General features: G+C 40.4%; 14 protein-coding genes. 3 read left to right on the forward strand and 11 right to left on the reverse strand.

From position 1 onward, the window contains the following. A complete protein-coding gene (locus ED557_11385) occupies window positions 1-1,854 on the forward strand; it encodes a TIGR03545 family protein (protein ID RNC83294.1) in 1,854 nt (617 codons plus the stop codon). Here the strand turns inward: ED557_11385 and ED557_11390 are convergent. Genes ED557_11390 through ED557_11415 form a run of 6 tightly spaced genes read right to left on the reverse strand, consistent with a single transcriptional unit; the run spans window position 1,851 to window position 7,000 of the window. Next, a complete protein-coding gene (locus ED557_11390; protein ID RNC83295.1) occupies window positions 1,851-2,117 on the reverse strand; it encodes an acyl carrier protein in 267 nt (88 codons plus the stop codon). The two genes, ED557_11385 and ED557_11390, sit on opposite strands and share 4 nt — an antisense overlap. A gap of 2 nt (window positions 2,118-2,119) precedes the next feature. Beyond that, the gene (locus tag ED557_11395; GenBank protein RNC83296.1) at window positions 2,120-3,397 is read right to left on the reverse strand and encodes a beta-ketoacyl-[acyl-carrier-protein] synthase family protein; all 1,278 of its coding nucleotides are present in this window, start codon (window positions 3,395-3,397) and stop codon (window positions 2,120-2,122) included. Continuing rightward, window positions 3,394-3,855, reverse strand: a complete 462-nt coding sequence (locus ED557_11400) for a hydroxymyristoyl-ACP dehydratase (GenBank protein ID RNC83297.1) — start codon at window positions 3,853-3,855, stop codon at window positions 3,394-3,396. The genes ED557_11395 and ED557_11400 overlap by 4 nt, the downstream gene beginning before the upstream one ends. 3 nt (window positions 3,856-3,858) lie before the next feature. Next, window positions 3,859-4,728: an SDR family oxidoreductase gene (locus ED557_11405; GenBank protein ID RNC83298.1), complete on the reverse strand. Its 870-nt coding sequence runs from the start codon at window positions 4,726-4,728 to the stop codon at window positions 3,859-3,861. After that, on the reverse strand, window positions 4,721-5,857 hold the full coding sequence (locus ED557_11410) for a hypothetical protein (protein RNC83299.1): 1,137 nt from the start codon (window positions 5,855-5,857) through the stop codon (window positions 4,721-4,723). The genes ED557_11405 and ED557_11410 overlap by 8 nt, the downstream gene beginning before the upstream one ends. Window positions 5,858-5,860: 3 nt before the next feature. Continuing rightward, a complete protein-coding gene (locus ED557_11415; protein RNC83300.1) occupies window positions 5,861-7,000 on the reverse strand; it encodes a glycosyltransferase in 1,140 nt (379 codons plus the stop codon). A 139-nt stretch (window positions 7,001-7,139) separates the two neighbouring features. On the opposite strand from ED557_11415, the gene ED557_11420 reads away from it, so the two are divergent. After that, complete coding sequence (locus tag ED557_11420; GenBank protein RNC83301.1) at window positions 7,140-7,445, forward strand: hypothetical protein; 306 nt, start codon at window positions 7,140-7,142, stop codon at window positions 7,443-7,445. Between the two features lie 30 nt (window positions 7,446-7,475). Further along, window positions 7,476-7,739, forward strand: a complete 264-nt coding sequence (locus tag ED557_11425) for a TlpA family protein disulfide reductase (protein RNC83302.1) — start codon at window positions 7,476-7,478, stop codon at window positions 7,737-7,739. On the opposite strand, the gene ED557_11430 is transcribed toward ED557_11425, so the two are convergent. Genes ED557_11430 through ED557_11450 form a run of 5 tightly spaced genes read right to left on the reverse strand, consistent with a single transcriptional unit; the run spans window position 7,728 to window position 13,144 of the window. Next, window positions 7,728-8,255: a DUF4442 domain-containing protein gene (locus ED557_11430; GenBank protein ID RNC83303.1), complete on the reverse strand. Its 528-nt coding sequence runs from the start codon at window positions 8,253-8,255 to the stop codon at window positions 7,728-7,730. The genes ED557_11425 and ED557_11430 overlap by 12 nt on opposite strands. Window positions 8,256-8,263: 8 nt before the next feature. Further along, on the reverse strand, window positions 8,264-9,937 hold the full coding sequence (locus ED557_11435; GenBank protein ID RNC83304.1) for a response regulator: 1,674 nt from the start codon (window positions 9,935-9,937) through the stop codon (window positions 8,264-8,266). Continuing rightward, window positions 9,934-11,322 carry a GHKL domain-containing protein gene (locus ED557_11440; protein RNC83305.1) on the reverse strand — a complete coding sequence of 463 codons (1,389 nt, stop codon included), beginning with the start codon at window positions 11,320-11,322 and terminating at the stop codon, window positions 9,934-9,936. Before ED557_11440 ends, ED557_11435 begins: the two co-directional genes overlap by 4 nt. Next, window positions 11,322-11,582, reverse strand: coding sequence for a hypothetical protein (locus tag ED557_11445; protein RNC83306.1), 261 nt, complete (start codon window positions 11,580-11,582; stop codon window positions 11,322-11,324). The genes ED557_11440 and ED557_11445 overlap by 1 nt, the downstream gene beginning before the upstream one ends. Then, window positions 11,582-13,144 (reverse strand): hypothetical protein, encoded by a 1,563-nt coding sequence (locus ED557_11450; GenBank protein ID RNC83307.1) that lies wholly within the window; start codon window positions 13,142-13,144, stop codon window positions 11,582-11,584. The genes ED557_11445 and ED557_11450 overlap by 1 nt, the downstream gene beginning before the upstream one ends. Between the last annotated feature and the right edge of the window lie 129 nt (window positions 13,145-13,273).

Here is a 13,273-nt window from a genome sequence, read left to right on the forward strand (position 1 = left end):
ATGAGGATAAAGGGAGTTATATTTGTTTTAGTTATAGCAGTGCTTTTTTTTGGAGCAAGTTTTATCAGCCTTGATTCTTATGTGGAATCGCAAGTTGAATACCAGGCTAGTTTGGTGAATGGCGCACTTGTTGAGATTGATGGGTTAGAAGTAAGCCTGTCTGAGTTGAAAATTCGTTGGGATCGGCTTCAGGTAACGAATCCTGAGAATACCTGGGAGAACTCATTTGAAACCGGTGAAGCTGAACTGGATTTTCTTTTCTGGCCAACTTTATGGGAAAGGGTGATTATCGAAGATGTGGTATTGAAAGATTTTAAATTCGAAACTGAAAGAGAAACGGATGGATATTTTGAAATGCCTGTATCGGAAGAAAGTGGGGAACCTGAAGAACCTGGTTTTATAGCAGAAACTTTTGGTGAGATTTCTTCTGAGGCGAAGGAAAATGCTCAGGCTGAGTTTTTTGATATCAAAGATGATATCAATACCGACAGTTTACTGGCAGCGGTTGATTTGAAAGCTCCTGACAAAATCGATTCTCTCAGAAACGGGCTTTCTCAGAACTATGAAAAATGGGATAGTACGTTTTCAAATATCAATATTGATAGTGAAACTGCTCAAATTCAAGAAACCCTGAATGGTATAGACACCAAAAATCTGAAAAACCCGGAAGAGGCATTAGCAGCCATCAAAAAAGTTGAATTACTCACCAAACAAGTTGATTCACTAAAAACAATGGCTCAGAATATCAGAACGGACTTTCAACAAGATTTCGGAAGCGCACGGTTTAGCACTTCGCAAATTGACGAGTGGATCAAAGATGATTTTGATCGGGCAGCAAAAATGGCCAAGCTCCCAACTATTGATGCCCAAAACATAGCACAGTCTCTTTTTGGTGAGGAGCTATTCTCAGAGTATGCCGGATATCTAAAGTATGTTTCCATCGCCAGAGAATATGGGAGCAGGTTCATAGGTGGGGGAGATGAAGAGGAAGAAATTGAACGGTATGAGGGTGTGGATTATAAGTTCAGCGACAAATATGAATGGCCCAGGCTTTGGATTCAGAATATCGACTTATCCGGAGAAACAAAGTCAGCATTACAGCTTGCGGGTAAAATAACGGATATTAGTACTGATCAAAGTAAATCGGGAAACCCCATGCTGTTCGATTTAAGTGGTTCAGATGCAAACTCCAGAAGTATGAAACTTGGCGGAGAGTTCAATTACCTTGAAGACCTTCCCAAAGAAGAAATAGCCTTTCAATATTCAGGATTCGATTTAAGTGGTACCGCATTGTCACCTTCCGAATTATTACCCTATCCGCTACAGCAAGGTGTGGGTGAGGTTAATGCATCTCTAAGTATCATTGATAAGCGCATTGACAGTGAAATCCAGTACCTGAATAAGAATCTGGTGTTTGATTTTGGGGCAGAGCGACCAGAGAACAGAGTAAAGCAGCTCATTCAAGATGCAGTAGCCAATACCAGCGAAATTGACATTACCGCCTTAGTGGATAATATAGAAGGACCGTTGGATGTAAAGATCAGATCCAATATTGATAACCTCTTTGTAGATGCATTAAAAGGGAGTATAAGTAACCAGGTAGAGGACGCCCGGAATAAGATTGAGTCGGAAGTAGAATCCAGGATTGGAAATAAGAAAGAGGAGCTACTTACTTTTAAGGATGAGAAGGAGGCAGAGCTTAGATCACAATATGACCAATTAGAAAATAAGCTAAATGAACAGCTTCAAATCGTAGAGAAAAAGAAGCAAGAACTTGAAAAGCGAAAGAAAGAAATTGAAGACGAAATCAAGAAGAGAGCAACCGATGCTGTAAGAAGCAGGATTGGGTTTTAGCCTTCTTCCTTTTCTTTAAGCTTGTTCAGAATAGTCTCAATTACATTTGCCCCTGTAGTCATATTTTGTAACTCTTCATCCGAAATCATGATATCGAATTCGTTTTCAATATCAATGATGATATCGATTACGTGCATTGAATTGATACCGAGTTCTTCAGTAAGGTTCATGTCCAACGAAAACTTTTCTGGCATTTCCTCTTCAGGAATATAGCTTTCGATAATCGTTTTTAGTTTTTCTGAAAGTTCTTCTTTTGAAATCATGTCTAAGTAACTTTTTTCAAGATTATGCAGCTATTCGTATCACCAAAAGCGAAGCTTGTTTTGGCAATCACATTAATTTCTGTTTCAATAGCTCCATTACTTGGAATTTTTTCCTCAGGAATAAGTTCTTTTATTCTTGGATGAACAGGGTCAGAGTTAATAGATGGGTGCACAAAATTGTGCTCCATCTGCAAACAGCATGCTACTAATTCAATAGAACCTGCGGCTCCCAATGAATGTCCTATCATCGATTTTAAGGAGTTAATGTAAGGAAATTCTGAATCTTTTAGATTTAGCACTTCCTTCCAGTTTGCAACCTCAAGTGGATCAGCCATAGTCCCTGTTAAGTGCCCGGAAATTAAATCAATTTCCGTTGGCTGAATACCACTCATTTCAATTGTAGTGTTAATACACCGTTGTACTCCTGTAGAATTAGGAGCAACCATACTTCCCCCCATTCGTTGAGCTCCTGAATTTGCGAAACCACCGATTATTTCTGCATATATATGAGCACCCCGCCTTTTGGCTTCCTCATAATCCTCAAGGATCAATACTGCACCTCCGGTGCTTGGGACAAAACCACTGGCATTAGCACTAAGTGGACGCGAAGCTTTTGCAGGTTCATCATTCGAGTTGCGTACAAGGATTCGCATAGACTCAAAGCCTGCCCACGAACTTGGTCCCTGGCCTTCAGTACTGCCGCAAACCATACGCTTTGCTTTTCCATCTTTGATCCAATTATAACCCATGATGACCGATTCGGTACCAGTGCTACATGCCGAAGAATTGGAAGCTACCCAGTTACCAAGTCCCAACATGCCAGATACATAAACCGTTGGCCCATTATTCATGCGCTGTTCTGTAATTTTGGAACCCAGCTTCCGAACCATTTTATCATCGTAAATCTTATAGAGCTGGCTGATAAGCTCATTATCCATAGCGATAGAGCCGGCGCCAATAATAGCCCCGGAATCCCAATCAATATCTTCTTTGTCTGGTAAGGGTAATCCTGCATCCAGCCAGGCGTCTTTGGCAGCAATTATCCCATACTTAATGGCTTCGCTAAACAAGAAACGTTGAGAAATTTTATCGATATACTCGTCGATATCAATAGTGTCAAGCTCAGGAATCCCGCTTATGGTTGTCTGGAAGTTTAGCTTCTCAAGAAAAGGGTCCTTCCGGATACCTGAAATACCGTTCTTTATAGCATGAAGAAAGTTTGGGATTCCAATGCCATTTGGGGAAACAACTCCTAAACCTGTAATTACAACTCGATTCAATCTATATTCTCTTTTTCGATGAAGCCCATGCCCGAAAGGGTTGCTCTGCAGACTACTTCGCCTGCCTTGTTCACCATTTTCACTTCACTTTTAAATTTTCCATGACGAAAATAGCTTTTTTTACCTGAAACTGTAACTGTTTCTCCAGGATAAACCGGTTTTAGGAAGGTAGCCTCGGAATTGGAGAACCATTGAATGTATTTATTCTTTGCCTCCGGGTCTTCTTTCAGTAAAAAGAAGATGGAATGACAAACCAGGGCAACCTGAGCACAACACTCTGTTAAAATAACCCCAGGCGTTACTGGATTACCCTCAAAGTGCCCAGCATAAAAATACTCATCTTTCTTGAATGTGTATTCACCTGTAATGGTATCATCATTCACTTCCAGAATCTTATCTACGAAACGGAAAGGATGTTTTTGAGGGAGTAGAGAAAGTATTCGGTCTTCTAAACTCATAATCTATACCAGATTTTCTCCACCGTCCGCAATAATGGTTGTTCCATTAATCCAGTTCGCCTCTTCCTTGCTTAACAGATATACGACATTGGCCACATCTTCTGGGGTAGTTAATCGCTTATTTGGGTTTCGCTCTTTGCTGAATGTAGCCAGGAAGTCACTACCGGGTATCATCCTAAAGCTTTGTGTTTCGGTTACTCCAGCTTGAATAAGGTTTGCGGTAATCTTTTTTGGTGCAAGCTCAATAGCCATGTACTTAACCAGGCTCTCTAACACTGTTTTAGCAGCACCAACGGCAGCATAGCTTCCCCAAACTTTCTTATCTCCTTCGCTGGTAAGTCCGATTATCCGGCTATTAGTGGAAAAAAGATCACGGTCTAATAATTCTTTTACCCAGGTATGCAAACTCAAAGCCATAGAATGAAGGGTAAGATCAAAATCCGTAAGTGATAATGCTCCGGTAGGTGCCCCAGAGTTTTTGAGCTCAAAGAATTTTGAGATTTCATCATGTTCAATAGTAGACTCAATATCTTCAATATTCTTAAACAGAGGCTTAAGATTACCCCGGGCTATAGAATGAAGTACCAGATGTACCTGTCCTTCTTTTTGCTTCAAGTGAGCATCGATTCCCTCAACCAATTCCTTAATTGAAGATGCATCTACCCCATCTTTATTGAACGATAAAAGTTGTACGCCCAAAGAACGTAGTTCTTCAAACATCTTTTCAGCAGCCTCTGTCTGAGTTTTACGATCTTTGTGAATAATGATAAGGTTTAGTCCGTGTTGGGCTAGTTTTTTTGCACTAGCAAGACCCATTCCACTAGAACCCCCAAGGATTATTCCCCATTTATTATCGCCTTTAAAATCACTCATTCGAAAACTCTTTTATAAAGCACTGTCGTCTTTTTCGTATCTCGATCTCTTTGTCGTCTACTTTGGGAGAATAAAACATATTCTTGGATGGTGTATTACTTTTAAGAATGGGATTGGTATAAAAAACCTTACCACCATTCTTTTTGAAGTTATTATATATCTCAAAAAAGAGAAGTCGTGTAACACCGAGTTTAGCATATTCTGGTTCAACACTTATAAGATATAGATCTAGTTCCTCATCACTCATAAAGGCTTTTAGGAGCTGTATCCATCCAAATGGAAATAGTCTTCCTCTATTTTTTTGAAGAGCTTTTGAAAAAGAGGGCATTGCTATGCCAAAACCTACAAATTTCCCATCCTTTAACACGTATTTTGTGTATTCCTTTCGGACAAACTTTAAATACTTGCCAACATAATAAGAGATTTGTTCATTGCTTAGAGGGTGAAAACCATAAAGGTCTTGGTAAGTCTTATTAATTAAGTTAAAAATATCGAACCCATGAACGGCTAATTCTTTTTGGCTATTTGTGTTGGCAATTTCTAGTCCAAAACGTTCTTTGATAAAGTTGGTTCGTTGATAGACTTTTTCATCAAACTCGAAGGATAAATCTCCGGTTAGTTCTACCCATTCCGCAACGGAAGTATATCCAAGTTTTTTAAGGTGCTTTGGGTAGTACTCGTAATTATAAGTAGTAGCCATTGTAGCCATAGAGTCAAAACCTTCGACTAACATTCCCTGGGGATCCATATCACTTAACCCTAGCGGTCCATGTACTCCAATAATGCCTTGTTCTTGTGCCCAGTTTTCAACGGTGTTAATTAGGGCTCTACTTACCTCTTCATCATCTATGAAATCAATCCAGCCAAATCGTGCTAGTTTTTTATCCTCAACTTCAGCGTTAATCAAAATACCGGCAATCCGTCCAACAATCTTCTCTCCCTTATAAGCCAGCCAGTAAGTAGCCGAGGCGTGCTTGAATGCTGGATTCTTCTTTTTGGAGAGTGTTTCTTTTTCATCCATTAAAATGGGGGGTACCCAATACGGACTGTCTTTGTAAAGTTCGAAGGGGAAGTGAATGAACTTTTTTAACTCTGAGGATGTAGAAACCGCCTTAACAGAAACACTCATATACTATTTGTAGTCGATTTTATAACCTTCACCCTGCCAACTTACTGAACGATTTATTACAAATGAAATGGGTAGGAAAAGAAAGATAAAAAACAGGTAGAAATAGATAACGGGGAGATATCGAAGAAACCGTTTTTCTCGAAACACTATTTTCTCAGTAATAAAGACAGAAGATTCTGCTACCAATTTTAATAGTAAAGCTCCAGTTGCAGCTACAGGGTTAATGAATAATCCCAGAATAATAGCAATCACAAAAAGAAAGCCAAATCCAAATACTACACTTAGCCCAATCGAATATTCCCAACTTTGTTCATAGCCTCCCCGAATCCATCTGCGCTGCTGACTCAATAATTGTTGGAAAGTTTCTAGCGGAAACATCCGAACCGTTGTTTCCGGGTTGTTATGAGCCAGAGCTTTGTAGCCGGCATTAGCAGACATCATAAAAATAGCAAGGTCTTCGGCTACATTAAACTCTGCCTTTTCAAGCCCTCCGCTTTCTTCATAAATAGATCGTCTAATGGCCATATTGGGCCCAACGCAGATGAAATCCATCCCATACCCTGCTGCTCCAAAGGCAAAGGGAATGGTGTAACCCCAAGACATTTTTTCGAGGGTAGATACCAGGTTATTCTCTTTAATGGTCATCATACCGGCAATAGTCCCGGTTTTTTTACTTGTCCCAGTGAGCATTTTTTTTAGCCAAAGAGGATGTACTTCAGCATCTGCATCTGTAATAAATAACCATTCACCTGTAGCATGTTTTGCGGCAAAAGAAATCCCTCTAGCCTTGGCTTTCAAATGGGTATCATAATCTTTTGTATTTAGCGTCTGCACATGATCATGACCCTCAATCGCTGTTTCTATTACTTTAGCGGTATTATCTGTTGACTGGTCGTCAACAATAATGATCTGGAGCTTTTCCTTGGGATAATCCAGATTAATCAATGAGTTAATACAGGTAGCAAAAACGGCCTCCTCATTTTTCCCGGACACCAATACGGATACCGTTGGCCATACTTCAGGTTCGGTACGTTTTCTGTCTCTTAAGTGAAGAATAATTTGACCTAAAGAAGCAACGAATACCAGAACAAGTAAATATAATAGACCGCTAATGGTTAAGAATAGTCCGAGTGCGTCTGCCATAGAGTTAGTTGGGTTTGAAACAAAATAGGAATTGATCCAAATTGTTGCTTAGCCAAAAGACGATGATTCGAATAGAATAAAACGATGAGAAATACAGCCCTCAAATAGATGGTTTATCAAAGTCATTATAGCCTCTTTTATGAAAAAACTATTTTCGAAATGGTGGGTATATCCACTTCTGCTAGTATTGATTTACCTCATCGCTTTTCCCTTTTTCTTCAGAAACCCTGAATACCCGCTTTTTTTTGAAGTCTACTCCAGATTTAACGGCACCTTAGAGCATCAGGCTATCAATGGGAATAAAGATCAACTAGTTCAAAACTTTGAGTCGGTAACTATTGGGAGCGAGGCTCCTGATTTCATCTTAAACACCCTAAATGGAGAAGAAGTAAGCTTATCAAGCCTCGAAGGGAAAAAAGTATTTCTCACTTTTTGGGCTTCATGATGTCCTACTTGTCGTAAAGAAAACAAAGCTTTGGCAGCATTTTATGAGGAATACAGCGGGCAAGAGTTTGAGATTCTTGGAGTTTCTTTGGATCGAAGCAAAACAAACTGGGAGAAAGCAATTGAAAAAGATGGTATAACCTGGCTTCAGGTTTCCGACCTTATGGGTGTCGATTCTCCTGTAGCTACTCAATATGGAGTTTATAGTACTCCAACTACATTTTTAATCGATAGCTCAGGGGTTATACTTGGTAAAGATATAGAAGCAGAAAATCTAGAAGCGTTATTGAGATAACCTCTTTTTCCGTTTCTCTCTGTAATGGGCTTTATCAGCAATGTAGATTTTCTTTTTTACTTCGCAGAAAACATGCTTTCCTTTTTTGTCGGTTAGCTTGGTGCTTTTTATAATTTCGATTTCCTTCTCAGAAGAAACCCGTTGTTTTATTTCATCAAGCTCTTCCATCGAATAAGAAAAGGAAGCATATAAGTCTTCTTCAACTGGTCTTAAGAAACTAATCTCAGCCGATTTATCCCACATTATAAATCGATGATCTAATAAGTTAATAAGCTGAACTATTGGAATTGGGTCTACGGCTGAAAACATGCTTCCTCCAAACATGGAATTCATATAATTCCTATTCTTGTAACTGATTGGGATCTTTATCTTGATTTCCAATAGGTCTTCCGAAACATATATGATTCTACCAGTACTTCTTCGGTACATAGGTGACAAATTGAATCCGTACCTATATAAGAGGTGGGGTTTTAGGAATTTTTTGCTAAACTCAGCGACTTTTCTATAGAAGGACATGCTGCTATTTAAAGGTTTGAGTCGGCTAAGTATTCATGCACATATTTAATACTCATAGCACCCTCACCCACTGCAGATGCAACCCGGTTCATAGCTCCAGCCCGAACGTCTCCAGCCGCAAAAATTCCTGGATTACAGGTTTCCAGGAGAAACGGCTGTCGATCAAGTTGCCATACCTTAGAAAACTCATCATATCTGTTTAATTCTTTCCCGGTTTCCAAAAACCCTTTTTCATTTTTAATGATGTCTGATTTAATCCAATCGGTATAAGGGCGAGCACCAATAAATATAAACAACCCATCGGCTTCCACTTCTTCAAGATCACCGGAATTAGAATCTGACAACACTAGTTTTTGAAGTTTGCCTTCTCCACAAGCCTCCTGAACTTCGGTAAAGGGTTTTAACTCAATGTTTTCAGTTTTGTCAATCTGGTCAATTAAGTATGAAGACATGCTACTAGTAAGAGAGTCCTTACGAATGAGGATATATACATTTTTTGCGAATGTAGAAAGGTACATGGCAGCCTGGCCGGCTGAGTTACCTCCTCCAACAACATATACCTGCTTGTCTTTAAAGGCATGGGCTTCAGTCATAGCTGCGCCATAATAAATACCAGCTCCGGTAAAATCAGAAACACCTTTACATTCCAATTTCCGATAATTCACACCAGTAGTTACCACAACTGCTTTAGCATTAACCGTGTTTTGATCCGAAAGGGTCAAAGTTTTGTACTGATCATTAATCTTGATATCTACAACCTCTTGGGGAGAAAGAAATTCAATGCCAAAGCGGGTTGCCTGGGTTATGGCACGTCTAGCCAAATCAGAACCACTTAATCCGTTTGGAAAACCCAGATAGTTTTCGATTCGGGAACTTGTACCAGCCTGGCCACCGGGAGCTCTTTTTTCAATAAGTAACGTTTTAAGCCCTTCCGATCCTCCATATACAGCAGCTGCTAATCCAGCAGGTCCGGCTCCAATAATAGCCACATCATATATGGTTTCAGAAGCGGAAGGATTTCTGCCCAGCTTATTGGCAATTTGTAAAGGGGTAGGCTCGGTTAGATGTGTACCATCTTCGAAGAAAATGGCAGGTAAATCTTTTGCATCTATTCCTGATTCTTTCAATAGCTCACTAGCTTTATCGCTATCACTTGATTCTATATCAAGCCAGCGGTATGGAATTAGGTTGCCAGAGAGATAATCCTTAACGGTATGAGATTTTGGCGAATACTGGTAACCAACAAGTTTAATACCTTGAAACTCTGGTTTGTAATTAGCTTGCCACTCATCCAAAAGATCATCCAAGACCGGGAATAATTTTTCCTCAGGAGGATCCCATGGTTTCAATAAGTAATAATCTAATTGTACATCGTTGATGGCTTTAATAGCAGCATTGGTATCAGAATAAGCTGTAAGGAGGACTCTTTTAGCATTTGGGAAGGTCTTCTTGGCCTGTTCCAAAAAGTCCACTCCAATCATTTCAGGCATACGCTGATCCGACAGGAACAATGCAACGGTTTCACCCTGTTTCTTAAGCTCGGGTAAAGTTTCGAGGGCTTCTTTAGGAGAATTCGTACTAAGAATCCTGAAGTCACTACGGTAATTACTTCTTAAATCTCGCTGGACTGCCCTTAATACCTGAGGATCGTCATCAATGGCAAATATTATCGGTTTTTTCATGAAAGTGGGAAACAGAGTTCGAAGGTGGTATCGCCTGGTTTAGAAGTCACTTTTATACTTCCGCTATGTTTATCAATAATTTTATGAACTACATCTAGTCCTAGTCCGGTTCCTTTGCCAACATCTTTAGTGGTAAAGAAAGGATCGAAGATTTTGTTTTGCACATCTTCCGGGATTCCCGATCCATTATCGTTGAAGTGTAAGATGAGATCCCCGTTTTTAGTAAATGCAGAGATACCGATTTTACCACCATTATCCAGTGCATCAATTGCGTTATCCAATAAATTGGTCCATACTTGGTTTAGCTCGCTTACATAGCCACAAAATTCGGGCAAGTCTTCAGGCACATTGATATCGTAAACGATATTCTTCTGTTTAGCTTTATGATTAAGCATCGTGATGGTGCTTTTAAACATTTTCTTAAGATCGACAGCTTCTTTATCAGAGCCCCGATCCATATGAGAATATGTTTTTACCGAGGAGATTAGATCAGATATTCGGGTAGCTGCGTCTTCAATTTCCTCCACCATTTTTTCAGTAGTCAATACATTGGCAATCCATCCAAGAACAGGGGGGAGGTATTCTTCTGTTACATGCTCCAGTACAAATTCGAGATCATCAGTATTGAAGCAATATTCAGCAAAGGTTTCTGCATATTCGAATCCATCGTCAACACCACGATCTTCCATCCAGTCAGTTAAATCATCTTCAAGAGCAGTTCGCTCCATTAAGCTTTGCTCATTTGAGGAACCTTTTTCCGCTTTTCGAAAGACAAGATCATTTACCGCATCAACCTGCTCATCACTCATTTTGATGTGCATTACCGCCTTGAACTTATCCGGACTGGACTTCAGGCCTTTTTTGAGTTCGGTGGCACTTCGTACCATAGCAGAAGCCGGATTATTCAACTCATGAGCAAGTCCTGCCGAAAGTTTTCCTAGCGCCACCAGCTTTTCATTTTGCTGCTGCTGTGTTGTGAAGCTTCGTATTCGATCAGAAAGTGAATGCACAAATACTGATACCAGTTCATAGCGTTTTGTGATTTCCTTAAAAGTACTTTCATGGGTTCGTAGTAATGTGCATTCTTCCAAAACAGTCATAAATGCAGCAGAAGATTGCATTCTTGAAAAAGGTAGTTTTCCAGAAATGTCACCTTTTTCAAAGTGAGCTAGGGGACTGAATTGATTCCCTCTTTTGATTTGAGCCCGGAGCGTACCTTCAAAAATGATGAATAAGCCATCAATTTCATCTCCAGGTTTTACAATTACTTCATCAGGCTGGTACACACAAAGCTCAGAGACAGAAGCAAACCATCTTAGTTGGTCTTCGGGTACATTTTCAAAGGCAGGGTTTTGTTGCAGTGATGAGACAATATAATCTTCCATTAGGCCTCCAGCATATCGTTATGAATGTAACAGTATCGCCAACTTTCACCAGGTTCAACGGACCGGATTATGGGATGTTCAGCGCGGAAATAATGTTTACGAGCATGCTTGTTTTTGGAGCTGTCGCAACAGCCGATATATCCGCAAGTCATACACATTCGTAAATGAACCCAGGTATCGCCTTGCTTTATGCAGTCTTCGCACTCAACATTCTTATTGGGTTCTACGATTTCGATCATTTGTTCATGTTCACAGCTCATTACATTAATTCCAATGACATTGATCCTTCAATTTCCTCACTGATGCTTAGCTCTGCAAGTTTCCTGCCAGCTTGTTTCATTGGCAGACATACGGCGTTAGCTCCTGCTTCTCTAAGTGCTGTATGCTCCTCATCCCGCATGGTTAATGCATAGATGTCATTTTCAAAGTTATTCTTACGCATCATTTTAGTGGCCTCGACCTTACTGTCAGGATTTGGAACAGCAAGCATCACTGCCTCTACTTCCGACAGGTCGATATACTGCCATAATTCCGGATCAGTAGCATCGCCATACACTACTCTTCTTCTATCTTTCAGGTTTTTTTCGATACGAGCAGGGTCAATATCCATTCCGGTTACACGAAGATTTCTTTCTTTCAAATAGTCATAGGCAGCTTCTCCAGCCTGACCCATTCCCACAATCAAATAGTGAGCACCTCCAAGATTGACTACTTGTTGTCCTGGGTGCTTCACGTCCCGCTCAAATGGTACAAGCTTATGTTCAAATCTATTCCATAATCGATTCGCATTCGCTGTTAAAGGAGCATTAAGTGCATAAGAAACGGCTGTGAGTAACGCGAAAACAATGATTGTTGATTCAGGTATAAATCCTGCACTGGCCGCAGCTGTTCCTGCGATCAAAGTAAATTCACTATAAGAGGTTAGCGTAGTTGTTACCATAAATGAATTTCTGGACCGCAGCTTAAATGCGATAAGAAGGAAGAAAAACATGATGGATTTCAGCGGTAGTAGGAGTAAAAGTACTCCTGCGAAAAGGAGAGCATCCATATTTGGCAGTCCGGCCAATCCTACTTCCAGGAAGAAACCAACCAAAAAAGCCTCCTTTATACCCCAAAGTTTCTCAGCTAGTTCATCCGCAAGTTCATGGCCAGAAAGTAATGCGCCTGCAGCGAGGGCTCCTAACTCTGAGGAAAGGCCGAGTACTTCAAAAAGTGTTCCCAGTCCAACCGCAAGGATAAGCCCAAAGAGAAGCTGTAGTTCCTCATGACCACTGTATGTCAGTAATTTTATCAAAGCAGGGCGTAGAAAAGGAAGGATTAATAGTGCAAGACTCCAAGGAGAGGGTAATCCACCGCCGGTTAGAGCAAGAACTGTGATTGCAGCAAGATCCTGCAGAATCAGAATACCAATAGATACCCTTGCATGGTACGCACCCAATTCTCCTCTGGCTTCCAAGGCTTTAGCCGCTAATACGGTACTTGAGAAGCCCAGAAGAACCCCAATTACTATAGAGGCAGTTAGGTCAAACCCAAACAGAGTTGCGATGAAGGTGAAGATTCCAGCCGAAACCACAAGATGAATTCCCCCGGCTCCAAATACTTCAGGTTGGATAATGTTTTTTAGTCGAAGATGAAGACCTACCGTAAACAAGAGTAATAGTACACCGAGGTGCCCAACCTCATGAATGACGTCTGTTTCGAGATGTATTCCTGATATTGAGAGTAAGATTCCTGCTACAAGATAGCCTACCAAAGGGGGGAGTCTCATTGCCTGGAAAATCATTCCAAGCACGTAAGCCAAACCCAGCCAAAGAATTTCCATTTAGTTAGCTTTTAGTGTTGATGTGAGTCTTAGTGAGACTCAAAAAAGGCATTAATTATTTGCTGAATATGCTGAATCTCATCCTCGTTGACAAGCAAAGCAGATAGCCTTTTTCTATAGCCTATATAG

The organism is Balneola sp. (genome assembly GCA_003712055.1).
GTDB lineage: Bacteria > Bacteroidota > Rhodothermia > Balneolales > Balneolaceae > RHLJ01.